Source organism: Fibrobacter sp. UWR4 (genome assembly GCF_003149045.1).
Lineage (GTDB): Bacteria > Fibrobacterota > Fibrobacteria > Fibrobacterales > Fibrobacteraceae > Fibrobacter.
In genome coordinates, this window is the sequence record NZ_QGDU01000005.1 from 20584 (window position 1) to 45967 (window position 25384).

The 25384-nt window shown below is 49.6% G+C and carries 21 protein-coding genes; 3 read left to right on the forward strand and 18 right to left on the reverse strand.

The window, feature by feature from the left end; genetic code table 11:
* Positions 1 to 16: 16 nt before the first annotated feature.
* From murC to BGX12_RS03100, 9 genes are read right to left on the reverse strand one after another with little or no spacing between them, the layout of a single operon-like run.
* The gene (gene murC, locus BGX12_RS03060; protein ID WP_109734620.1) at positions 17 to 1399 is read right to left on the reverse strand and encodes a UDP-N-acetylmuramate--L-alanine ligase; all 1383 of its coding nucleotides are present in this window, start codon (positions 1397 to 1399) and stop codon (positions 17 to 19) included.
* Positions 1399 to 2469, reverse strand: coding sequence for an undecaprenyldiphospho-muramoylpentapeptide beta-N-acetylglucosaminyltransferase (murG, locus tag BGX12_RS03065; protein ID WP_109734621.1), 1071 nt, complete (start codon positions 2467 to 2469; stop codon positions 1399 to 1401). The genes murC and murG overlap by 1 nt, the downstream gene beginning before the upstream one ends.
* On the reverse strand, positions 2466 to 3650 hold the full coding sequence (locus tag BGX12_RS03070) for a putative peptidoglycan glycosyltransferase FtsW (protein ID WP_233246226.1): 1185 nt from the start codon (positions 3648 to 3650) through the stop codon (positions 2466 to 2468). Before BGX12_RS03070 ends, murG begins: the two co-directional genes overlap by 4 nt.
* A gap of 7 nt (positions 3651 to 3657) precedes the next feature.
* On the reverse strand, positions 3658 to 5040 hold the full coding sequence (gene murF, locus BGX12_RS03075; protein WP_109734622.1) for a UDP-N-acetylmuramoyl-tripeptide--D-alanyl-D-alanine ligase: 1383 nt from the start codon (positions 5038 to 5040) through the stop codon (positions 3658 to 3660).
* Complete coding sequence (locus BGX12_RS03080) at positions 5033 to 6460, reverse strand: UDP-N-acetylmuramoyl-L-alanyl-D-glutamate--2,6-diaminopimelate ligase (RefSeq protein WP_109734623.1); 1428 nt, start codon at positions 6458 to 6460, stop codon at positions 5033 to 5035. Before BGX12_RS03080 ends, murF begins: the two co-directional genes overlap by 8 nt.
* Positions 6460 to 8355, reverse strand: coding sequence for a penicillin-binding transpeptidase domain-containing protein (locus BGX12_RS03085; protein ID WP_109734624.1), 1896 nt, complete (start codon positions 8353 to 8355; stop codon positions 6460 to 6462). Before BGX12_RS03085 ends, BGX12_RS03080 begins: the two co-directional genes overlap by 1 nt.
* On the reverse strand, positions 8352 to 8666 hold the full coding sequence (locus tag BGX12_RS03090; protein ID WP_109734625.1) for a hypothetical protein: 315 nt from the start codon (positions 8664 to 8666) through the stop codon (positions 8352 to 8354). The genes BGX12_RS03085 and BGX12_RS03090 overlap by 4 nt, the downstream gene beginning before the upstream one ends.
* Positions 8663 to 9730, reverse strand: a complete 1068-nt coding sequence (gene rsmH, locus BGX12_RS03095; RefSeq protein ID WP_109734626.1) for a 16S rRNA (cytosine(1402)-N(4))-methyltransferase RsmH — start codon at positions 9728 to 9730, stop codon at positions 8663 to 8665. The genes BGX12_RS03090 and rsmH overlap by 4 nt, the downstream gene beginning before the upstream one ends.
* Complete coding sequence (locus BGX12_RS03100) at positions 9717 to 10196, reverse strand: division/cell wall cluster transcriptional repressor MraZ (protein WP_109734627.1); 480 nt, start codon at positions 10194 to 10196, stop codon at positions 9717 to 9719. The genes rsmH and BGX12_RS03100 overlap by 14 nt, the downstream gene beginning before the upstream one ends.
* A gap of 269 nt (positions 10197 to 10465) precedes the next feature.
* Here BGX12_RS03100 and fliB point away from each other — a divergent pair, with 269 nt between their 5' ends.
* A complete protein-coding gene (gene fliB / locus BGX12_RS03105; protein WP_109734628.1) occupies positions 10466 to 11620 on the forward strand; it encodes a flagellin lysine-N-methylase in 1155 nt (384 codons plus the stop codon).
* A gap of 15 nt (positions 11621 to 11635) precedes the next feature.
* Positions 11636 to 12613, forward strand: coding sequence for a DUF1848 domain-containing protein (locus BGX12_RS03110; RefSeq protein WP_109734629.1), 978 nt, complete (start codon positions 11636 to 11638; stop codon positions 12611 to 12613).
* On the opposite strand, the gene BGX12_RS03115 is transcribed toward BGX12_RS03110, so the two are convergent.
* From BGX12_RS03115 to BGX12_RS03155, 9 genes are all read right to left on the reverse strand, one after another.
* A complete protein-coding gene (locus BGX12_RS03115) occupies positions 12614 to 13264 on the reverse strand; it encodes an ABC transporter permease (protein WP_233246227.1) in 651 nt (216 codons plus the stop codon). It abuts the gene before it with no gap.
* A gap of 13 nt (positions 13265 to 13277) precedes the next feature.
* Positions 13278 to 13856, reverse strand: coding sequence for a hypothetical protein (locus BGX12_RS03120; protein ID WP_146196227.1), 579 nt, complete (start codon positions 13854 to 13856; stop codon positions 13278 to 13280).
* A 169-nt stretch (positions 13857 to 14025) separates the two neighbouring features.
* Positions 14026 to 15714, reverse strand: a complete 1689-nt coding sequence (gene ettA / locus BGX12_RS03125; protein WP_109734631.1) for an energy-dependent translational throttle protein EttA — start codon at positions 15712 to 15714, stop codon at positions 14026 to 14028.
* A gap of 77 nt (positions 15715 to 15791) precedes the next feature.
* Positions 15792 to 16943, reverse strand: a complete 1152-nt coding sequence (locus BGX12_RS03130; RefSeq protein ID WP_109734632.1) for an FISUMP domain-containing protein — start codon at positions 16941 to 16943, stop codon at positions 15792 to 15794.
* Positions 16944 to 17005: 62 nt separating this feature from the next.
* Positions 17006 to 17530 carry an OmpH family outer membrane protein gene (locus BGX12_RS03135; RefSeq protein WP_109734633.1) on the reverse strand — a complete coding sequence of 175 codons (525 nt, stop codon included), beginning with the start codon at positions 17528 to 17530 and terminating at the stop codon, positions 17006 to 17008.
* A 23-nt stretch (positions 17531 to 17553) separates the two neighbouring features.
* Positions 17554 to 20355 carry an outer membrane protein assembly factor gene (locus tag BGX12_RS03140; protein ID WP_109734703.1) on the reverse strand — a complete coding sequence of 934 codons (2802 nt, stop codon included), beginning with the start codon at positions 20353 to 20355 and terminating at the stop codon, positions 17554 to 17556.
* A gap of 141 nt (positions 20356 to 20496) precedes the next feature.
* A complete protein-coding gene (locus tag BGX12_RS03145) occupies positions 20497 to 21621 on the reverse strand; it encodes a hypothetical protein (RefSeq protein WP_109734634.1) in 1125 nt (374 codons plus the stop codon).
* Positions 21622 to 21629: 8 nt separating this feature from the next.
* Complete coding sequence (locus BGX12_RS03150) at positions 21630 to 22817, reverse strand: hypothetical protein (RefSeq protein ID WP_109734635.1); 1188 nt, start codon at positions 22815 to 22817, stop codon at positions 21630 to 21632.
* A gap of 22 nt (positions 22818 to 22839) precedes the next feature.
* Positions 22840 to 24198, reverse strand: coding sequence for an MATE family efflux transporter (locus BGX12_RS03155; protein WP_109734636.1), 1359 nt, complete (start codon positions 24196 to 24198; stop codon positions 22840 to 22842).
* Between the two features lie 86 nt (positions 24199 to 24284).
* Between BGX12_RS03155 and ychF the strand changes: the two genes are divergently transcribed.
* Positions 24285 to 25382, forward strand: coding sequence for a redox-regulated ATPase YchF (gene ychF, locus BGX12_RS03160; RefSeq protein WP_109734637.1), 1098 nt, complete (start codon positions 24285 to 24287; stop codon positions 25380 to 25382).
* Positions 25383 to 25384 lie beyond the last annotated feature (2 nt).

Genomic DNA, 25384 nt, shown 5'->3' on the forward strand with positions numbered 1-25384 from the left:
GTTTAACTCCAATATCCTAGATGCATTCCTTCAGAATGGTTTCGCCAAGTTTGTAAATGCTACCGGCACCCATCAGGACCACCACATCACCTTCGCGCAGTTCCTTCTTCAGGATAGGCAGCAAGTTCATCTGGTCGCCAATGAAACGAGCATCGCGATGGCCGCGAGCGGTTGCGCTGTCGGAAACAAGAGCACCAGTTACACCTTCAATAGGCTTTTCGCGGGCAGGGTAAATGTCGGTTGCAAGCAGGACGTCACAATTAGCGAAAGCGCTACCGAATGCTTCGTGCTGATCGCGGGTACGAGTAAAAAGGTGCGGCTGGAAAGCGACAATAATGCGCTTGTCCGGGAAGGCATCGCGGAAACCCAGCAAGGTTGCGGTTGCTTCGGTCGGGTGATGAGCATAATCATCAAAGACCATGACGCCATTCTTTTCGCCAATAAATTCAAAGCGACGCTTCACGCCTTCGAATCCTGCCACAGCCTTACGGGCAACGTCAGCATTGATACCTTCTTCAATAGCCAGGGCTACTGCTGCAGTTGCGTTCAGCACGTTATGACGGCCAGGAATCTGCAGGCGGAATTCGCCCAGGCTGTTGCCATCATTCAAAATTTCAAATACGGGGAAGCCCTTTTCAAAACGCAGGTTATCCACGCGATACTTCGCCTGACGAGTAAAGCCATAAGTAATTACCGGCTTCTTCAGGCGCATCAGGATCTGCTGAGCATTGGGATCGTCCAGGCACAGAATAATCTGACCGTAGAACGGGATCTTGTTTGCAAACTGTACGAAAGCATCCTTAATGTCTTCAATATTTTCGTAGGTATCCAGATGGTCTGCATCAATATTAGTAATGATGGCAGAAGAAGGCATCATGGAAAGGAAGCTACGGTCAAATTCGTCAGATTCGGCAATGAGGTAGTTGCCCTTACCCACTTTGGCGCCACTGCCGTGACCCTTCACCACGCCACCCACAATAATGGTGGGATCAAGACCGGCTTCTTCCCAGATCTGGCCCACAATGGAAGTGGTGGTAGTCTTGCCGTGGGTACCGGCAATAGACAAGGTGTACTTCATACGCATCAATTCGCCCAACATTTCTGCACGCTTGATGACGGGAATACGACGATTACGAGCTTCAACCAGTTCCGGATTATCGTGGGGAACAGCAGAGGAATAGACAACCAGGTCGGCGTCTTCCACATTCTTGGCGTCGTGCTTGGGATCCACGCGGATACCCAGATTTCTCAGGTAATCGACGACAGCACTTTCACTCATGTCGGAGCCGCTGACCACAAAGCCATTGGCATGAAGGACTTCTGCAATACCGGACATGCCTGCACCGCCGATACCGACGAAATGGAGGCGACGTACGCGCTTGCAATCATTAATCTGCATTATGCATTCTCCTTAGAGAGGATTACCTTTGCAATCTGATCGGCAGCATCAGGCATACCGAGAGATTTTGCTGCAGCAGCCATCTTCTTCAGGCCATCTTCATCAGCAAGAAGGCGTTCCACCTTTTCCCACAGGTGATTTTCATCTGCGTCCAATTCCACAAGAGCAGCACCAGCCTTTTCCACAACACGGGCGTTGTGTTCCTGGTGGTTAGCAGTTGCGTGAGGGAACGGAAGCAGGATAGAGGGCTTGCCAAAAGCAAGAATTTCAGCGAGAGCGGAAGCACCTGCACGGCTGATGATCAAGTCAGCATGCTTCATATAGGAGTAAATGCCATCCAGGAAGCCACGAACTGCAACATTGTTCACGTTGCCCACGCGGTTGTTGATGGTTTCCACATTCTTTACACCCACCTGCCAGACAACGGAAACATCGTCACGGGCAGCGATAGTCTTGATGCTTTCCTCAATCTTATTGTTGATGCCTACAGCACCCTGGGAACCACCCACAATGAACACAGCCTTCTTACCTTCCCTAAATTCCATAGGACGAGGCAGAGAATCTTCAGTAGGCAATTCACGGACAGGGTTTCCAAAAACCATGCACTTTTCTGCAGGGAAAGCCTTGGCAGCATCGTCAGAAGTTACAAAGATGGTCTTTGCATAGCGAGAGCCAACCTTGTTGGCAACACCTGCAACAGCATTCTGTTCCTGCAGATACACGGGAATACCCATGGAACCTGCGGCAAGGACAATGGGAAGGGAAACGTAGCCGCCAGTAGCAACAACTACATCAGGCTTCACCTTCTTCACAACGCTCTTGGCACGGACCAGAGCCTTGGTCAAGTTAAAAGGCAGAGCGAGATTCTTCAGGAACGGGCCGCGATGCAGAGGCACAGCGGAAATGTATTCATAGGGCCAATCCTTTGCCACCAGGCGTTCTTCCATGGAGCCCTTACGGCCGGCAAAAGTAATATCGGTAACGCCCATCTTCTTCAGGCTATTGGCAATAGCTACTGCCGGGAAAATATGGCCACCGGTACCGCCACAAACGAAGAGGAACTTTTTCATACGCCACTCCTTGAAAAACCAAAGTTTCTAAACACGCTACTATCCAGCGAGGAACCACTCATATAAGGTTCGTTAATCTTCCTACCAGAATTGGCACGGGAAATGTTCAGCAAAATTCCAACGGCTACACAGGAATAGCCCAGGTTCGTTCCACCAAAGCTCAGGAACGGCAAGGGCTGACCCGTGGTAGGAATCAGGCCAACGCAAACACAAACGTGGACCACAAAGTTGAAGAACAGAGACAAGGTCAAAGCCAGAGCCAAATACCTACCGAAACGAGTAGAAGCATTCTGGGCAATCTTGAATCCCTGAGAGAAGAGAATTGCAAAAGCCATCAAAACAGCGAAGGTTCCTACAAAGCCAATTTCTTCTCCAATCACTGCATAGACCACATCCTTGTGAGCTTCCGGCAAATAGCCAAGCTTCTGAAGTCCCATACCATAGCCCGTCCCAAACAGGCCACCGTTACCAAGAGCCTGCAAAGCATGATCCCCCTGATAATTAGAAGCAACCATCTGGCCTTCGTCAGCAAAGAATGCCATAATTCGAGCTCTAGAGTGAGTGGAGAACAAAAGCTTCAAGATTCCCAGAGGAATCACAGCACCAAGAATTCCTGCCAGATACTTCAGGTTAGCACCTGCAATCATCATGACCGTAAACACAATGGCAGAAATCATGATCAACATGGAGAAGTTTGGCTGCAGAACCAAAACCATAGCGCAAAGACCATAAGGAATTGCAGGTTGGACAATGGTGCAGGCAACAGACTTAATGTTATCCCCTGCTTCAGAAAGCTTTGCGCTAATCCAGATCAAAAGGCCAAGCTTCATGAATTCAGAAGGCTGGATACCGAAAATCCAACGGTTAGCACCCTTGACGCCACCACCCTTCACCAGGGCCAAAACAGAAAGCACAAAAAACGCCACAAAAACGACACGACCCAGGACCTTCCATACGCCATAATCCAACCTGGAAATTCCAAGCATGATAATAAAGCAGGGAATAGCCTTCTTCAAATGTGCCATCATGTAATATTCAGCACCAAAGCCCATAGCCTTGGCCTGCGCAGCAGAAGCCGTATAAACAACAGCCACACCGAGACACAGCAGTAGCATAGCCACCACTAACAGCATCTTATTCATGCTGGAGCCTCGAGTGATAATGTTGTTCAAGATCTTCATAATATTCCTAAACGTTAACCTTGGTAAGCTTGAGCATCGCTTCGACAACTTGTTCCATATGCATACCGCGGGAACCCTTCACCAGGAGAACGTCTCCCTCAGACACTTCTTCTGTCAGTTCAGCAATCAGATCCTGAACGGAATCGAAGTGATAAGCAGACTTCATGCCCTTGGACTTTGCGCCCTTCACATAAAGCTTAGCCTTCTCGCCAACAGTAAACAGCATGTCAAAATTCATTTCCGGAACCATGGCGCCCATTTCCAGGTGGAGAGCGTCAGTCTTGTCGCCCAGTTCCAGCATATCGCCAAGAATGGCAATACGGCGATTCACCTTCATGTTACCAATGGTCTGGAGAGCCATCTTGGTAGAAGACGGATTTGCGTTATAGCAATCAGACACGATCTTGAAGCCATTGGCATTCTTGATTTCCATACGCATATTGGTGGAATGGAAGTTGGCAAGAGCCTTGGCAATATCGGTCTTGGAAACCTTCATCGCTTCACCGATGGCGATAGCGGCCAGTGCATTATAAACGTTGTGGATGCCCGGAACAGACAGCGTAAACTTAGTGCGACCAATAAAGAAGGACGCACAGTTGTTCTCGTCGTAGGACAGCTTTTCGGGCTTGTAGATACCACGCTTAATTCCGAATGTGACCACCTTATAGCTGGTGTTGGAACGGAGCTTGCAAAGGTGAGCATCATCAGCATTCACAATCAGAAGGCCGTTCTTCTTGAGTCCTGCAGTAATCGTGCGCTTTTCCGCAAAGACACCATCAAAGTCCTTTAGTTTTTCCAGATGGCTTGCACCAATATTGGTAATTACAGCAATATCGGGTTCAGTAGCCATAGACAACGGACGAATTTCGTCGGGACCGCTAGTACCCATTTCAATGACTGCAGCTTCGTGGGAGTGTTTCAGCTGGAACAAGGTCATGGGCACGCCAATGTGGTTATTGAAGTTACCAGCAGTAGCGTGAGTATTGTACTTCATGGAAAGAACAGCCTTGGTCATTTCCTTGGTAGTGGTCTTTCCGTTAGAACCAGTGATAGCCACCTTCTTCAGCTTGAAATTCTTCTGGTAACCCTTGGCAAGCTTCAGCAGAGCCTTGGTGGTATCATCCACGGGGGCATACATCTTGAAGTTTTCAATACCTTCAGCATCCTGGTTCACAACACTCATCAGAGCTCCATTCTTTTCCATCTCAGTCACAAACTTGTGGGCGTCAAAACGTTCGCCCTTGATCGGCCAGAAAACAACACCCTTTGCAGGTTCACGGGAATCCATGCAAAGATTCACCTTGCGCCCCTGGGTACGGGCATTAACGCCCACAGCCTGGGTTTCCAGGATTTCAAGCAGTTCCTTAATTTTCAAATCCAGCTTAAACATTTTCCATCGCCTTCACCACTTCCTCGTGGTCATCAAAATGATGCTTGGTCTTGCCGATAATCTGGTAGTCTTCATGGCCCTTGCCAGCAACCACCAGCCAGTCGCCATCCTTCAATTCCGCACAAGCACGCCTGATTGCTTCATCGCGAAGTTCCACAACTTCAAACTTGTCCGTCTTCATACCGGCGCGAACATCGTTAATGATGTCGGTGGGATTTTCAGTACGGGGATTGTCCGAAGTAAGCCAAGCCTTGTCAGCCATCTTTTCTGCGATGGCACCCATAATGGGACGCTTGGTCTTGTCGCGGTCGCCACCGCAGCCAAATACAGCGGAAAGCTTGCCACGGCAAAGAGAGCGAGCGGTAGCCAAAACACGTTCAAGAGCATCGGGAGTGTGAGCGTAGTCCACAACCACATGAATACCATTCTTATTCCAGACCTTTTCAAAACGGCCTGGCACGCGAACTTCTGCAAGAGCCTTATCCATTGCTTCCTTGGAAAGACCAATTGCATTCGCCCAGGAAAGAACCAGCATCACATTATCCACATTGAAATCACCGCAAAGAGCAGTTTCAAAATGAGCAGCAGAGCCAAAGCCAGTCAAGTCAAACTTCAAGCCATCTTCCGTATTTTCAACAATGCCATTGGGCTTCACATCAGCCTTTTCAGCAGCCAGACGAGAAACGCCAACAGCCTTACGGCCAGCCTTCTTCAGGTTTTCGCAGAGAGATGCGCCGTGTTCGTCATCCACATTAATGACGGCAACACCATCAGAAGCCAGATACTTGGTGAACAGCAAAGTTTTTGCTTCGAAGTAGGCTTCCATGGTCTTGTGATAATCCAGGTGATCCTGAGTCAGATTGCTGAACAGACCGCTACGGTAGCTAATGCCTGCAACACGACCCTGATGAAGGGCGTGAGAAGAGGTTTCCATGACAAGATCAGTGCAACCCACTTCCACAGCCTTAGCTGCAAAAGCAAACAAATCAAGCTGACCCGGAGTAGTCAAGTTAGCAGGAACAGAAACATCGCCCACCTTATTCTTGATCGTACCCAGGAGAGCTACCTTATGGCCAGCTGCAGTCAGCATCGCATCCATAAGGAAAGCGCTAGTAGTCTTGCCGTTTGTACCAGTTACGGCATGACAAGTAAGCTTTGAGAACGGATCCTTGTAGAAAATCTTTGCTGCTTCAAGGCGTGCAGCCTTTACATCAGAAACCTGGATCCACTTGGAAGCAAGACCTTCGGGAGCGACAGACTCGCTAACCACAGCAACTGCGCCTGCGGCCACTGCATCACGAGCGAAAACATCATAGTTAGGAGCCGGCATCGAGAAAAACAGGTCACCAGACTTCACGCGGCGGGAATCGTCGCACAAACCACGAACATTCAAGTTCTTCATCAAAGTTTCAGAAAGCATCAGCCTTTCTCCTTCAACGTCAGTTTGCAAACTTGCCCTTTACTCAACACTTCATCGGCCTTCGGGGATTGGGCAACAACGCGACCCTTGCCGGTAAATTCAACCTTCATGCGAACATTGCTTGCAACTTCCATAGCATCCTTCAGGGAAAGTCCCTTGAAGTTAGGCATACGGCTACCGTCCACATTACCGAGGATAAGTACGAGACCCAGAGAATCGCCCATATCACGACGCATGGAAATCACGCGACCGTTTTCTTCGGAACCATCAAAATGAATCTTGCAGTTCTTTTCCGTAGCAAGCTGCTTAGCGTCTGCCGCCATCATCCCGATGTAATCATCATCGCAAGCGGAAACCTTTTCCACCACAGCCATACGATGGGACAGCGGTGAAAGTTCCGGATGGTAGTAGATGCCTTCCATAATCTGACGGAAAATAGGACCTGCAGTATTACCACCATGATGCTGAGCCGTCTGAGGGTCATCCACCAGGACCATGCATACATAGCGAGCATCTTCAACAGGAGCAAGACCGATAAAGGAAGCCACCTGATGATCACGGTCATACTTGCGAGTTTCCTGGTTATATTTTTCTGCAGTTCCCGTCTTGCCGCCGAATACGATATCCGGAATCTTCTTGCTCATAACCTTCTTAGCGGTACCATTGTTCACCACGCGATGGAGCATCTGGCGGATGCTAGCGGCAGTCTTTTCAGAAATTACGCGACGGACGGTATCCGGCTTAAAGCTTTCCACCAGGTTACCTTTGGAATCGCGCCATTCCTTCACGATCTTCGGCTCCATCAGGATACCGCCATTAGCTACGGCGGAATAAGCCATCACCAGCTGAATCGGGGTGGCCATCAGAGCATGTCCAAAGCCCATCGTTTTCAGGGTACGGTCATCACGAGTCAATTCATAAGGCTGGTAGAGCTTTCCAGATTCTTCGCCATAAAGATGTTCAGAAGTCTTCATGCCGAAACCGAAATTACGAGCCATACGATAAAGTTTATCGGCCCCCACCTTGTCAGCAATCTTGCCGAAAACGATATTGGAGGACTGCACCATGGCTTCGCCCATATCCATATCGCCATACACATGGGTATCGCAAATCTTTTCGGAACGTTCACTCCATTTCCAGCACTTGCCTTCGTCGGGGAAAATCGTATCTACCGGAACAACGCCATTTTCAAGAGCTGCAGCAGCGGTAACCACCTTGAAAGTAGAACCCGGTTCGTAAGACATGGAAACGATGTCGTTCTTGGACATACGGCCCACGACCTGCTTCTTGGAATTGGGATCGTAGGTTGGATAGCTAGCCATGGCAAGAATTTCACCGGTGTAAGGATCCACCACCACAGCGGAAGCGCTAGTAGCCAAGTAATCGGCCACACCCTTCTTCAAGGCTCCTTCCACAATTTCCTGCATGTCCTTGTCGATAGTCAGCACCAAGTTCTTACCCGGTTCTGCTTCGGCAACATTTTCGGAACGGCCATAAATTTCGTTGCGACGAGCGTCCTGATAACTCAGGCGATAACCTTCGTTACCACGCAAACGGGAATCGAACACACGTTCCACGCCCATGGAGCCAATGCCGTTATAACCCACCTTGCCCACAATCTGGGAAGCAAGCTTACCCTGTAAGAAAATACGGGTAAAGTCCGTTGCATTTTCGTTATCGCGAAGATTGTCGGCAAATACCACGCCGTTACGGTCCATAATCAAACCGCGTTCAGCGTACACGTTCTTCGTCTGGGTCACCATGTTCTTGGTTTCCTGCTGGTAGATTTCCCTATTCAAGACCTGAATATCAAAGGTCTTGAAAGCAAGAACGCCAACAACGCCCAGCACGAACATTCTGCACATAGAAATTGCATTAATATTGGGAATGTTCATCGGGCACCTCCTACTACACGAATCTTAGTAGGAACATCATTCAGACCCAGTTCCCAATCCTCAGAAACACTGGACAAGTGTTCCAGAGAAGAAAGCTTGTTGATTTCCAGTTCCTGAGTCAGCACATCGCGCTGCAATTGGTTGATCTGGACAGAAAGCTTATGGGACTGTTCATAAAGTGCATTGGTACGATTCTGCATGTACAACGGCAGAATCATATAGCAGCCTGCCACCAGGACAGCAATCACGAACAACCGCACAATGTTGCGGTTTGAAGTTACAGCAGGCTTTGTGTTTTCTACTTCACTCATACCTTCTCGTACACTCTCAGTTTTGCAGAGCGAGCCCTGCTGTTCTTTGCGATTTCGTCGTTAGTGGGGAGAATCGGCTTGCGATTCACCTTCTTTAAACGTTGGTGATTACCACCGCACATACAGACCGGCAAGTGTTCAGGGCAAATGCAGGCCTTTTCAAATTCAGCACAAGTATCCTTGACGCAACGATCTTCCACAGAGTGGTAACTCATGACCACCAGACGACCGCCCACCTTCAGGCAATCCACTGCAGAACGGATGCTATCTTCAATCTGACGCAATTCGCCATTCACTTCCATGCGAACCGCCTGGAATACGCGAGCCAGCAAGCTATTGGCATCGCGACGCTTATCCGGGAATACAGCTTCTACCACAGCCTTAATATCGCTAGGCAAAATGTCGCGACCTTCACGACTCGTTTCCTGGGCGACTTCAATAATGCGGGTAGCAAGCTTGAATGCTCGATCCATATCGGCATTCTTGCGAAGAGCATCAGCCAGATCGTCAGCACTGACGCTGCGGAGCCATTCCTGCGCAGAAACATCTTCGCGACGATCCATACGGAGGTCCAGCGGATTGTTTCCAACGAAAGTAAAGCCACGGCTGGAATCATCTACCTGGTGGCTGCTGATGCCCAGATCATACAGGACACCATCCAAAACATTTTCGGAAACTTCTTCACCCAGCTTGCCAAAGGGAACCGGATGGAGAATAAAATTCGGCCTGCCTTCCCCATTGGAAACAGGAGCCAGGCGCTTGGTTGCAAACTTCACCGCATCTTCGTCGCGGTCAAAGGCATGCAAGGTACCTGCCGCAGAAAGACGGGTTGCAATAGCATAGGAATGACCGCCACCGCCCATGGTGCAGTCAACGAACGTTCCGCCGGCAAGCACTTCGTTTGCCTTATTCAGTTCGGAACCTTCTTCCAGGCGTAAACCCTGAAGGCATTCCTTCAGCATCACAGGATCGTGATAGAACACGCCACCTTCAACGCCTGCAATTGCAGCCGCAGAAATTTCATTTGTATGTAAGGATTTTACTTGAGGATCATTTTTGGACATTCAATCCCCCCGCAAAACCAGCATTAAAACACAGCTTGTTGAATAGAGCCTTAGCTTCTTCGGTCTGAGAAGCAAGCTTGGCTTCGTACTTGTCTGTATTCCACAATTCCAGAGACTTGCCGCGGTATTCTACGAACGTAATGCTGTTCGTAAGTTCGGCATACTGAATCTTGTCCTTCGGGAGCAAGATTCTGTTCTGTCCATCCAGTTCCACAAGGGAGGAACGGAGGCTCATACGGAATTGTTCAGCTAGTTCGCGGTCGGGCCATTGGTCCAACTCACTCATGAACTTCTCGTATTCAGATGTCACGAACAAACGAAGTCTTCCGTCCGCCCAGACAGTCAATACGAATTCCGTACCGTCTTCTGCGGTCAATTGACGACGGAATTCCCGAGGGAAGGCGCACCTACCCTTTCCGTCGATAGCCGACTTGGCTTGACCTATAAAACGGTTACGTTCGTTCATTACACACTATTCCATTACAAGTACACAACACATGGAATTAAAAACACACAAGGTAAATATACCCACTTTACCCCACTTTGGCAAGATTATATACGTTTTATTACACTCACGCCCCACAATTCACCACCACGTTTCAATTTTCTCTTTTTTCGCCCCAGAAAACGCCTCAAAAAAGTCATCCTCCACTGCCAGTCCGACACTAGACTAGTGAACATAAAGACACTCATTTGCTAGATTTTCACCTGAAACTTCCCCACTTGGCCCCACAAATGCTTCTCAGATCACCCGTTTTTTACCACCAGTTCCAATGCATCGCCGACAAATGTACCGACACTTGCTGCGTGGGCTGGGAAATCGACATTGACGAAAAATCCCTGGAAAAGTACCGACAGCTCCCCGAAAATGGGCCCGACGAGAGCCGCCGCACCTTCGGAAAGCGCCTTCTGGAAAACATCGAAGAGGGGCATTTCAAACTTTTGCCAGGAGACCGCTGTCCTTTCCTCAAGGAAAACGGTCTTTGCGACATGATTTGCCACCTAGGATGCAAGGGCACGGATTTAGATGAAAATGGTGAAAGCATCCTCTGCAACATCTGCAGGGAACACCCCCGTTTTGTGGAAGTCTATGGCGATATCATGGAAAAGGGTCTGGGTCTCTGCTGCGAAGAAGCGGCAAGACTGTTGCTGACATCCGAAACGTCATGCCGAACTAGTTTCGGCATCAGCAGTCTTTCCTTCGCAGAAAGCGAAATTGACGAAGAACCGGACGAAATGCCGGAAGACGCAAAAGAAGCCCGCGACGCCATTTTCGCAGAACGCTCCCACATGTTCGAACTGATGGCAGATTCCAGCAAATCGCTGAACCAGCGGCTCATCGACGTTCTGGACTACGCCGAAAGCGTCAACAGCTACGAAGAAGACTCCGAAAAGCAAGACGACGAAGAACCGGAACTTTCTCCGGACGCCATTCAACAGACCTGGATTGAAATTCTTGGCGAAGGAGAAAGCTTCGGCCCCGCCTGGGATAACGCCTACGAACGCATGATCCGCAAGGGATGGCCCCTTCCCACGTCATGCCGAACTCGCTCCGGCATCAGTTTATTTACAGATGAAGACGGCGCACGCATTGTCACCTATCTACTTTACCGCTACTACGCCAAGAGCCTTTTTGATGGCGACGGTATGACCAAAGTCCAGTTCGCCATTTACTTCTGGATCATGCTTCAAAAGTTCGGCGATGTTCTTGCAGCAGGCTCCCCTGCAGACGCAACGGATCTTACCCGCAAAATAAACGCAATCAAACTTCTGAGCAAGCAGACGGAATACTCCGAGGAAATCATGGAAATCCTGGCGGACAATTTCTTCCAGAACGAAGCATTCAGCGTCAGCCAATTCCGCAACATCATCACCGCATTGCAATCCTGAGCGAAGAATCCAACAATGATCATCTCCGCCAGCATCCGCACAGACCTCCCCGCATTCTATTCCAAATGGTTCCTGAACAGAATCCGCGAAGGCTACGTGCTGGTACGAAACCCCTACAACCAGGATTACATTACCCGCTACCAGCTGGACCCAAGCGTTGTGGACTGTCTATTTTTCTGCACCAAGAATCCAACCCCGCTCCTCCCCCATCTGGAGGAAATCGCAGATTACCGCTGGATGTGGCACGTAACCCTCACGCCCTATGGAAAGGACATTGAGCCCAACGTTCCCCACAAGCGATTCATTGTGGAGCAGTTCAAGAAGCTTTCGGACATGGTCAATGCCCATAACGGCGGTGAGGACGCCGTTCAGTGGCGTTACGACCCCATCTGCATTACAGGCAGATACACCGTAGAACAGCATATTAAATCCTTCGAAGTGATGGCAACCCTTCTGGAAGGTTACACCCGCACCTGCATTATCAGCTTCGTAGACATTTTCAATTGCGTCACCAAGAACTTCCCGGAGCTCCGTCCTGTCTGTTGGGAAGATCAAGTGACTATAACGAAAGCGTTTGTAGAAATCGGAGGTCAGCATGGCATCGCTATCAAGACCTGTGTAGAGAACGGCGCTCTCGCGGAATTTGGAGCCGACTGCAGCGGCTGTACTACGCCAGCTGTTTTTGAAACCGCTCTCGGCCTCCCGACACGGGGCCTTACCTTCACTCCCCCCAAAAAGAAATTTGCCCGCGACGAATGCAGCGCCTGCGTGGTAGGCGGCGATATTGGTAACTACAGCAACTGCCCACACTTATGCAAATACTGCTACGCCAACTACGGAAAAGATCAAGTGCTGCAAAAACACAAGACGCACGATCCAGAATCGCCATTGATTATTGGCAACTTGCGTCCCGGAGAAATCGTACACCCTGCAAAGCAAGAAAGTTGGATAAAGAAAAAGCCCAGCGTTCAGCCGGATCTATTTGAAATCTAATTACAGGCTAATGAACTTTCGCATTCCCACCGCAGTAGCAACAGCGCACACCACAATCGAAATCGCCAGGGCCGCCACGGGCATCATCACATCCTGCAGGAATGCCTGATAGCCGAACTGCACCAGAAGTAATAGCGGGATGATAAAGAACAGAGTTCCCTGAGTTGCAGCGCGAACCGTCTTCGCCTTTAAGGAAAGCAACAGGGAAAAAGCATTCACCAGGAGACACGCGGACATGGATCCAAGAATTGCGGCAATAGCGACAGTCCCAGCAACGGCATCCTTATGCATCACAAAGTAAACCAGCTGGCAAATCAAGCTGAACATTAGCGGAAACGGCAACACCGCAAGCAGCTTACCCCAGAACAAGTCCGCAGGCTTTACGGGAGAAAGCTGCAGCAGTTCCAGGGAATTTCTTTCACGTTCACCGGCAAAGCTATCGGCAGCAAGAGGTGCTCCCATAGGCGCCATGAGGCAACCCAGCAGAAGCATCATGTAACCTTCCATGCCCTGCATGATCTGCCCACCATAACGGGAAACCGCAATCCCCTGGGACGCAGCCAGCAACACAGGCGGAATCACGAAAGGAATCCAGAAGCGGGGCTCCCGGAAAATCAATCGCAGTTCATGTTTAAGAACGTGAAGAATCATGAGAAATCGTCATCTACGGTTTAGAAAATTCTTTTATTTCCGCATCACTCGGACCGGAATCGAACACACTACACCAATACCCAAAGCTACACAGTTTCTCATTACAAAATTCAAGCGTTCGTCCTTGCCATTCATGCCAATCATTTCCAGCTTCATCAGGAGATCCTTCTAACCTGCTCCAACTCATCCATTCCCAGGTTTTATCAGAAGTTCGCCTAAAATATAACCCAGTTTTTAGAACTTCGCTTTTTGTCATACCTAGCCGAAGCTTTAGATTTGAAGAAAACCGAAGCTTACACTTGGGAAGACTTCTTGCATCACCCTTAGAAACTACTACAGATTCAACATTCGTCCAACTTCCCATTGGACCAGAAGAATAGGTAACTATATCGCCATCTTGATTACAGCTCACATAATCTGCACAGGATTCACAACTTGTCGAGTCCGTTGAATCGTATCGAAGAATTTCGCAACCCTTACACAAAGCATCATCAAGCGTCAAATTCTTACTTCCTCCAATTACACTTTCATCAATGTTTTGAGCCAACAACAATGATGCAGAAAGAAAAAGGATTTGAATCAACGACTTCATATATTGAAATATATAAAAAGGCGCCCCTAAGGGCGCCATTATTTTACACATCAAAGGCAACGCCGTCGCCGACCTCATACCTCAAAGCGTAAGTTCACTAAGTGAACTGCAGCGACCTCACACCTCAAAGCAAAAGGTCGCGCAGCGAACTTTCGCGCCCTAGCGCAACCTAGTTTCGTGTCAGAGTCTTGTACTTGATGGGCTTGGGGTTTTCCGCATCTTCGCCCAGACGCTTGCGACGGTCGGCTTCGTATTCGCTCCAGTTACCTTCGAACCAGACAACCTTGGAGTCGCCTTCGTAAGCAAGGATGTGGGTGGCAATACGGTCCAGGAACCAGCGGTCATGGGAGATGATCACGGCGCAGCCTGCGAACTTCAGGATAGCCTGTTCCAGGGCCTGGAGGGTTTCAATATCCAAGTCGTTGGTCGGTTCGTCCAGGAACAACAGGTTACCGGGCTGCTGCAGGTTCTTGGCCATGAGCACGCGGTTGCGTTCACCACCGGAAAGGGTGTTCAGCTTCTTCTGCTGGGCAGCGCCAGTAAAGTTGAACAAGCCACAGTAGGCGCGGCCATTCATCTTGCGGTCGCCCACCATGATTTCGTCGCAGCCTCCGGTAATGGATTCCCAGACGGTCTTGGAATCATCCAGAGAATCGCGGCCCTGTTCCATACTGATAATCTGGACGGTTTCGCCAATCTTCAAGGTACCGCCATCAGGCTTTTCAGAACCGGTAATCATCTTGAACAAGGTGGTCTTACCAGCACCGTTGGGGCCGATAATGCCCACAATACCGGAGCGGGGCAAGCTGAAGTTCAGATCATCGAAGAGCACCTTTTCACCAAAGGCCTTCTGCAGGTGTTCCGCCTGAATAACGATGTCACCCAGACGGTTACCGTTAGCAATGTGGATCTGAGCCACGTTAATCTTTTCTCTGGAATCTTCAGCCAGCAATTCTTCGTAAGCCTTAAGACGAGCCTTGTTCTTGGCCTGGCGAGCCTTGGGACTCTGCTTGACCCATTCCTGTTCGCGAGCCAGGCGCTTCTGACGGTCAGATTCACCCTTTTCTTCGTTCTTCATGCGGTCAAGTTTCTGGTCCAGCCACTGGGCGTAATTGCCTTCCCAAGGAATACCGCGACCGCGGTCAATTTCAAGAATCCAACCAGTAACGTTATCCAGGAAGTAACGGTCATGGGTCACGAGAATGACGGAGCCCTTGTATTCACGGAGGTGGCGTTCCAGCCAGGCAACAGTTTCAGCATCCAGATGGTTGGTAGGTTCGTCCAAAAGCAACAGATCCGGTTCTTCCAAAAGCAGGCGGCACAGAGCCACGCGGCGCTTTTCACCACCGGAAAGGTTGGTCACCGGCCAATCGCCCGGCGGGCAGCGCAGGGCATCCATAGCGATTTCAATATTACGGTCCAGGCTCCACAAGTCCTGAGCATCGATGATGTCCTGAAGCTTAGCCTGTTCATCCAGGAGCTTATTCATTTCATCATCTTCCATAGGTTCAGCGAACTTCATGGAGATTTCGTTGAAACGATCCAGGACAGCCTGCTTCTTGGCCACAGCCTGCATCACGTTTTCCTTGACAGTAAGGTTCGGATCCAGCTGGGGTTCCTGAGGCAGATAACCTGCGGTACGGCCCGGTTCAATCCAAGCCTCGCCCTGGAATTCCTTATCGATACCGGCCATGATACGCAAAAGCGTAGACTTACCAGCACCATTCTGGCCGATAATGCCAATCTTAGCGCCATAGTAGAAGCTTAAGGAAATATCCTTCAAGACTTCCTTGTTGGGGTAAGACTTGCACATCTTGTACATGTAGAATACAAACTTTTCTGCTTTATTATCGGCCATATTGGTCCTTGGCGCAACGCGCTGTTAAAGGGCTAATCTTTATTTTCTAAAAGTACAATGTAGATAATTGAAGCCCGTTATTTTTTGATGCAGCGAAGGGAATAAGCATAATAGCTATACATTCTAGTTCCTTCGTCAAATTCGGAAGTCTTGCTTAAGGTCCAGGCGTAATAAAGCATACCCTTATCCCCCCAGAAATAAGCCTTGTATTCTTCATCAGAATACTCACCCTTACTATTGCGCTTACCAGCAGCCAATGCACCAAAGCCACTTGCATTATTGGACTTCATGGAATCATCCCAACCAGTCGTGGCACGGGCAATTTCATTCAGGTTCTTACTAGGGTACAATTCACTTAATTTGTCCGTAAGTTCACGCCAGTCAAATTGGGTCGGCATTTTCCAGCCATCGGGGCAAGCCTCGGAGGCGTCAAATTCCTGATACAGACGGCCATACTTTTCGCAATTTGCAGGAAGGTCTTCGTAGCAGAAGGAAGAATCCATCACAACAGAGCCATCGGTACTCTTATAGAAGTTCAAGTTTTCCGCCATCCAGGTCTGCTTACCAATTTCAATAGTCTTATAAGTCTGACCATCACGTTCATCCGTCATCGTTCCATAACTTACAGAAGGAACGTCTTCTACAGGCTGGGACGGTTCAGGCTCTTCGCAAACAGCAACGCGTTCACCAATCCAGGCGCCATTTTCGCAGGTGTACAAGGTCTGAGTATCTTCAAGATAGACCGTCTGTCCCACATTTGAAGAACCGCAGTCCATGACGATGTGTTCTACGTTCTTAATCGTAATGTTGGCCTGCACATGTTCCACACAGGCTTCCGGTTCTTCTACAATACTGGACGAAGAACTCAATGCGTCGCCAGGATTTTCTACGGAAGCGCTGGAGTTCGGTTTTCCTGGTTCATACCCACATACAGAAGGCTGGTAATCGCTAAGGTACACCCAAGCCTCTCCATCGCATTCCATCACATTGTCCATTTCCACAAGGTACACATGGGAACATTTTATGGCGGAATTACAAAAATATGAATGCAGCAAAGTATCCAAGGTCTGCATCGTATCAGGCACAACAACCCCATAGGCGGGTCCGGAAGAAGTGGCAGTATCTATATTCAGTTCATACGCTGTGGAACTGGAAGAATTATCTCCACAAGCCACAAGTCCAAACGCAGCAATAGAGATTGCACCAAACGCAAAAGCACTCTTTTTCATGATTTCTCCTAACAAAAAAATACCGCGGAAAAGTCCGCGGTATCAAGATAACTTTTTTGCTGTTAACGATTGTTCAGGTAGTCCAGAACTTTCTGGGTCAGGTCGTTTTCCTTCTTCCAGAAAAGCACGGCGCCAGTTGCACGGTCCACCACCATATCGTAGCCTTCCTGCAGGGCGATTTCGTTTACCGCCTTGCGAATCAGCTGAATGATAGGACCACTCACCTTTTCGTTTTCGGAAATCAGTTCACCCTTACGGCCATAGACACGGTCAATGAAATTCTTCAGTTCCGTATCCTTCTTGGCGTATTCCGCTTCAAGTTCACGCTTCTTTTCGTCAGAAAGCATCAGGACCTGCTTATCCAGCTTTTCCTTAATGGCGGAAAGTTCCTTCTGCAGCAAGTTACCCTGCTGTTCCCACTTTGCCACCTGGCGATCATATTCTTCCTGAGCCTTCTTGGTTCCCTTGTAACCATCGAAGATCAGCTTGGAATCCACATGGGCAATGCGCAGGCCGTCTTCAGCAAAACTTGCGCCTGCACCCAGCATCATCACTAAGGAAATCAGAACAATAAATCTCTTAAGCATATTCGCTCCTTCGCGTCCTTGGATTAGAATCCCTGACCGATAACGAAGTTGAATTCCATGTCGCCCACACGTTCGCGTTGAGTACCGCCGTAGGTTTCACCCACATCCAGAGGCCATGCGAAGTCGAAGCCGATAATACCCAGCATCGGCACAACTACACGGAAGCCGAAACCAATATCCTTCTTAAGGCTGGTGGGATCCCATTCGCTAAGCGGACTGAGAGCAGGTTCTTCCACCTTGGACTTGCGGACATAACGATCACCGAATACGTTACCAGCATCAAAGAAGAAGGGCAACAGGTAGAAGGTCTGGGGAACCAGTCCCAACTGGAGTTCCGCACCTACGTACTGATAGCTGCGTCCCAGTCGACCATAGCCAATGGAACCAGAGCTATAACCACGCATCATGCCTTCGTAACCCATGACACCACCCATCTGGTAAAGGATGCGGTTCTGCAGTCGGTCGCCCACGATAATGCCGTATTCGTTGGTCAAAGCCAAAGTCAGGCGATCACGGAAGATGGGGAACCACCACTTGATGGTAAGCTCAGTCTTCACGAAGTTAAAGTCACTGCCGAACTTGTCATCAGCCCACTGCACATCCAGCACGTAACGAGAACCATCTGTGGGGAACTGAGGCAGGTTCTTGTCGTCTCGCACCAGGCGGAAGTTGAGGGCGGATTCAATACCCGTGTAAACAACATAACTTCCCGGGACGTTCTTGCCCTGCTTGTTCATGAGCCAGCTATAACCGATCTGACCATAGAAGTAGTCATCAGGCCATTTCAGACGCTTACCCAGGTAGACGCTACCGCCATAACGAGTAATATCCGGTTCGTCGTAATCATCCATGTTCCACCAGGAGTAGCTCAGGCTAGCACCCAAGGTAATGGGCTTATCCAGGAGCCAGGGTTCCTGGAAGCTAATGGATGCGCTCTTCTTGTCGGAACCATATTCAACGCTAAAGGATGCAGCCTGGCCATCACCCATACAGCAGTTGGGAATGGAAATACTTGCAGTACCCACAAGTCCATCGCTCTGGCTATAGGATACACCAAGGCTGAACTGACCGGTACCAGCTTCCTTTTCCTGGACAGCGAAGTCAAGGTCCACTTCCTGTTCGCCCACCACCTTGATATCGGGGATGACCATATCGAAATAGTTCAGCTGCATAATTTCGCGGAAGGAACGTTCCAGGGAGGACTGACGGTAGGTATCGCCCGGGAAGAGACGAACTTCACGACGGATGACCTTTTCGTTAGTCTTGGTATTGCCATGGATATGAACCTTGTGAATCTGAGCCGGCAGACCTTCGGTCAAGCGGTAGGACAAGTTCACTACAGAATCGTTTTCGAAGGTACGTTCTTCTTCGTACTGGGCAAACAGATAACCATCTTCGCGATAAGCATCCAGCAAGGCCTTCTTGGAAGCGTCATACAAGTACTGGTCGAACACCATGCCGCTATCCAGGCGGAAGGCGTACTTCAGCATCTGGTCGTTCAGCACTTCATTACCGGAGAAGTGGAGGCCACCCATGTAGTAACGACGACCTTCATTCATGTGGATATGAATGATAATGGCGCTAGAAGTCTTGATCTGGTCATACTTGTTCAGCATGGGGCACAAGTCTTCAATCATGTAGCGAACCAGCAACTTGTCTTCGTACTGGTGGCGCTTCTTGATTTTCAGCAAGGAATCGATCTTGGGGTTGCTCCACTTATAACCGTCCACCCTGGACAGCCATTCCTTACGAGCATCCTCATAACGGATAATATCGTTCAAGTACTTCCAGGCGTCTTCTTCGGACTTTACCTTGGGCATAGGTCTGGTCACCCACTGCTTTTCGCCAATACGACGATGATTGCGGAAAAGGTGAGTCACCTGCATGGTAGGTTTGCCCGCCATCTTGTAGAATACGGAAGATGTATCTTCCAAGGCGTCGTTCATCAAAGTGTACAGCGGTTCCAGCTTTTCACCCAGGGGAACCATACGACCCATATAGAACAGGCAGCTGGAGTCCGGCAGGTATTCTGCGCTGTATTCCGTCAGTTCTGCATCCAGGTAACCAAAATGACGGATAGCGTTTAGCACCGTATCACGGTCGGCATTAAACACCACTTCCTTAAATTCGCCACCACCCCACCACTGGTCCTGCTTGGTCAGCATATGTTCCAGAATATCTTCGCTGGGAACATTATCATTCCCCTGAATATCAAACTGACGCACCTTCACCTTTTCACCTTCACGAACCAGGAAGGTCACCATATTGCGATTTTCATCGGTAGGAGTCTCACGATAACCCACTTCTGCCAGCAGGTATCCTTCGGAGCGATAGTAATCCAGAATAGCCTGTCGATCACGTTCCAGCTGGCTCTTGCTGTAAACTCGACCCGGAATCAGGCGGATTTTCAAGCGCAAATCGTCTTCGGAAACTTCATCGGCACCATCGATAATAGCCGTATCAAGAGCAGGCAGTTCCTTCACCTTAAAGATGAGGTCCACATCGGTACCTTCGCCCACATAGTCCACCCAGGCAGTCACATCGTCAAACAGGCCCGATTCGTACAGGGAAGTCACAGAAGACTGAACCTTTTCGGTAAGGGCGGAAGGAGAATAGCTTTGACCATCACGGATTCCAATTCGGCTAAGAACTGAACGTTCATCCATGTGAATCATTCCTTCCACTTTTACCTTGTGGATCATATTTTCGGCCATATAGCTTTCGGACATTTCCGACATATCCAAAAGCTGGGCCTGGGCAAGACCAACCACCATCAACAGTACAAAAAGCAAACGGGACTGCAGAATAAACCTACCTGTAAGCATAAAAAAGACAATTTCGGCAACAAAGATACAAAAACCCAACTTTCCAGACCACAAAGGAGAATGAAAACACCCCTCAATAGGGACATTGAGGGGGGACACAATTCATTACTTTGTACTAAATTGGTAAAAAATCATTCCAGGCTAGAAGAAAGATCCCTTCACACCCACTGCAATCGTCCACTGCTGTCCGAAATCGTCCCAATCAGGGGCGTCCCACCTTTTCATGGGACTTTCGTCGTATTCATCCTTGGAATTGGAACTGGACTTGTCGTGAATCGGCAGGCTTACAGCAAAGTACACCGGAAAATCCGTATCGGAAAACTCGATACCATAAGCAAGGGCAGCAGACCAAGCCTTATGATCCGGATCCGGACGCGGGTCATACTTGCCTGTTTTTTCTGAAGAAATCCAGGCAACCCCCAGAGGAGCAGAAAAACTCAGGCCAAAGGACTGGACAATTCCTGGCCGACCACGGTAACCATAGGCAATGGAGCCTCCCACGCTAGGCGGCGTATAGGCGCCGAGATCGTTTTCGCCATAAGCCTTAAAGCGATACTTAAAACGGTCTCCCTTATGGTCCAAATCCTTCCAGTAAGAATCATTGAATTCATTCTCGCCGGAGAACAGGTGCATGGCAAAAGGATGGGTATAGGTCAAGCCATAAAGCCAGATACCCTTGTCCGTATCCCGGCTATAGTCCCAACCCAAGGTAAGGCTATACAAGCCCGAGCCTTTCTGGAAACTGCTGGGCAGAATTTCCTGGGAACCGTCGGTACCGCGCTTAATGTCGTACTGACCCGTAGGAATAGAAAGACTAGCGGAAAGAGATGCGGCGCCGCCACTACCAATAGTCTTGCTGAAATCAAAGGACACGTCACCCAGACCGCCTGTAGTACGGTCCGTGGGATTCTGGTTGCTGCGATATTGCACTTCTCCCTGATGACTCAGCCAAGGAATGCTAACACCAAGCTTTGTAGACCAGGTGGGCTTTATGGACAAGTGCGGAGTAAAAGTCATGCCGGAAAAATTCTGGCCAACGGAATACTTGGTAAAAGCCTCCACTTCCAGGTATCCCCCAGAAACGCCCTGGCCAATCCACTTGATGCCATCACCGGAACCGCCACCGCTACCGCCAGCACCGCAGCCACCAATGGACTGCCACGGAGTGGAAACTTCCACAGGGGCGTTATAACCCATGAACACAGCCCCAGCCGAAGCCAAAGCCACCACTGCAATTCCGCAAATCTTTCTGTAATCCAATTTCATCGAGAGCCTCACGGAAGTTCCAGCATAAAGCCATTTGCATAACCCGTGGCAAGATACTTTCCATCGGCAGAACGTCCACCTGTCGTAGGAATGGGAGCCACTTCGGTTACAGGACCAATCCACTGCATAGCCAAGTCGGCAGGAGCATTTGCATCCAGGGAAATTTCACGCATTGCCGTACGGCCTACGCTACCATCCTGAGTCACGGCCAGGGAAAAATCACTCTTGATGAAGAAAACATCATCCGGCACTTCGGCCCAGGTGACGAAAAGTCTTTCGCCATACTTGAACCAGTGGGGCTGCATAGGCTCGCCCATCATGTCCGCAGTACGCTCGATTTCTACGGGAGCGGATGTCTCTGAAAGTTTCTGGATGTAGGACTTCATGACCGTATTGTTGCCCGGACCCTTCACCACGTTGAACACGATGAATTTGCCATCCGGGGAAATCAAGGGACTATCCGGAGTCCAATTTTCCTTTTCCATTTCAGGGGACTTTTTCAACTTAATGGCTTTCTTCATGCCACCATTGGCGTAATCCACAAAGTTAATGACACTGGACTTGTCCACAAACACCAGGCGAACATTTTCCGTACCGAAAAATCCCTGAATGGTAGTATCGGATGCGGAAGTATCAGGTTCCGTCACAGAAGGATCAACCCAGACGTGGGGACAAGTGAATTCGCCCATGCCCTTTTCCACCAGCCAAAAACGCTTATGGTCACTCATGCGGGCAGTAAAAATGCCATAATCCAGATCAGTACATCCCTTGGATCCCGTAGTATCCGCACTAGTCGCCACGACGAAATTGGGATGAGTGGTCCATTCCGGATCCTGGAACTGACATTCCGAGGAATCCGTCATCAAATACCACTGGACCTCGTTATCCTGATTCGTTACAGTGATACGGTCGTGCTGGTATACCCCGGAAATGGTATAACCGGAATCCTTGGGAGACACGTTCAGCTTACCGCCAAAGTTCAGCCAAAGCATTGCACCAGGGTAATTTACCGTATCCTGGGTGATAGACGGGTTGCAAATCTGCTTTCCACTGTTAATGGAATAAACCGTACCAATATCGGAACTGGCCCCCGAATTGGAACTTTCGGCAGACTTTTCCTCGAACTGTTCCGGCTCATATACACAAGCGGAAAGACCAAGTGCAAGTAATAATGTGGACGTAATTAAATACTTCATCAAAACGAAATATATAAAAACCCTATTTTTCGGAAGCCCACTCTATTTTCTTTTTGCGAACAAAACGGCCATAAATACAGACCAAAATCACACCTGTCGTTATCCAGCTTAGGGGATAACAGAACATCAAGGCCTTGAATGTTCCAAATTTGGGGAACATGACAAACACCCAGGAAATTCGGATTCCACAAATGCCAAACACACAAATTAACGTCGGCAACATGGATTTCCCCATGCCGCGAAGGGCGCCGGAAGTCACATCTATAAGCACGTTGATAAATTCCAAGCCTATTACAATGTAGACTCGGTACATACCTGTTTCAATGGTGGCCTCGTCGTTGGTAAAGATGGATAGAATGGGATGATAGAAAATGCAAGTCAAGGCACCTAGCGTAAAAGTGGATAGGCCAGACAGCAACAGAGTCCAGCGGACCACCTTCTTGCAGCGTTCAAGATTGCGGGCTCCATAATTTTGCCCCACAAAGGTAACGCAGGCGTGGCCAAAGGATGCTAGCCAGAAGTAAACGATCAATTCCGGATTCATGGCAACAGCGGAAGCGGCAACCGCCGTAGAACCAAGGCTGTTTATAGCCGATTGAATACAAACGTTACTGAAGGAAAAGAGCGCACCCTGAACTCCCGCAGGCAGGCCAATCTTAATCATGCGTCCTAGGATCCATGGCGTAAAGCGCAACTTCCAGAAATCAAACTTGAAGGGACCCGCTTCCCGTTTTAGGAAGAAGAGCAAAGTCAAGGAACTTATGACATTGGCAATGACCGTCGCAATGGCAACGCCGTCCACATCCATGCGGAAGCCCACAACAAAGATTACGTTCAGGACAAGATTGATGGCTCCCGCCACCAGCAAGACATAGAACGGGCGCTTGGTATCTCCCTTACTCCGGAGCAGCGCTGCACAGAAATTATACAGCAGGATAAAGGGGATTCCCACAAAGTATATCCGAAAATAAAGGTCCGCCTGCTCCATAATATCCGCAGGTGTGGAAATGGCGCCAAGAATTGGATGGGCGAATGCGATACCGATTAAGGCGAGCACCAGACCGCACACTAAAGAAATAGCCACAGCCGTATGTACTCCGCGGGATACCGAACGGGGACGATTCTCCCCTAGGGCATTTGCAACCACCACATTGGCACCTATAGAAAGTCCAACGAAAAGGTTTACCATCAGGTTAATGACGAAAGTATTGGCTCCTACGGCAGCCAGGGCCTTGTCTCCCGCAAACTTTCCAACCACGGCCACGTCGGCGGAATTAAACAACTGCTGGAAAATGGAACTTGCCGCCAGAGGGATTGCAAACTTTAGGATCTTATCCCAAATTGAGCCGGTCAGCAAATCCATGTTTTTCACAGTAGCCATAATCGCACCCAAATTTAGTTTCTTGGCACCCCTGCCCAAAGGGTAATTACTAACTTTGTGGCGTAAAAAATTAAACGGAGATTATCATGGGTTTTAAATGTGGTATCGTTGGCCTGCCGAACGTCGGCAAGAGCACCATCTTTAACGCAATCACTAACGCAGGTGCAGAAGCAGCAAACTATCCGTTCTGCACCATCGACCCCAATGTGGGTATGGTGAACGTCCCGGACGCACGTCTTGACGCTCTTGTTAAGGTTTACAACCCCAAGTCCATCGTTCCCGCCGTCACTGAATTCGTGGACATCGCAGGTCTTGTGAAGGGTGCTGCAAACGGCGAAGGTCTGGGCAACCAGTTCCTCACCCACATCCGTGAATGCCAGGCTATCATGGAAGTGGTCCGCTGCTTCGACGATGGCGACATCGTTCACGTCCACGGTTCCGTTGATCCGGTCCGCGATGTTGAAATCATTGAAACCGAACTGATCCTGAAGGACTTGGAATCTGTGGAAAAGCGCCTGGCTACCGAAGCCAAGAACGCCCGTATGGGTGGTGCCGAAGCCAAGGCCCGTCTCGCCGCCTGCGAAAAGCTCCGTGACGCCTTCCAGGAGGGCAAGGCTGCCCGCACTCTCGCAGGTGAAAGTGAGGAAATGGACCAGATCATCAAGGACCTGGCCCTCCTTACCGCAAAGCCCCTGTTCTACTGCGCCAACGTGAAGGAAGACGACATTCTCACCGGTAACGCCTACGTAGACCAGCTGAAGGAATACGCAGCAAAGAACGGTCACGAAGTGATCATGATCAGCGGCAAGATTGAAGAAGAACTTTCCCAGATGGAACCGGCCGACAAGGTTGAATTCCTGAAGGACCTGGGTCTCCAGGAATCTGGTCTCGACGCAGTGGTCCGCAAGGGCTACGAAATTCTCGGTCTCCGCACCTTCCTCACCGCAGGCGAAAAAGAATGCCGTGCATGGACCTTCGAAGCAGGCTTCAAGGCCCCCCAGTGCGCAGGCGTCATCCACTCCGACTTCGAACGCGGCTTCATCCGTGCAGAAACCTTGAGCTACGCCGACTTCGAAAAATACGGCAGCTGGAACGCCGCCAAGGAAGCAGGCGTTCTCCGCACCGAAGGTAAGGAATACGTGGTGCAGGACGGCGACATCATGCTGTTCCGCTTCAACGTGTAATA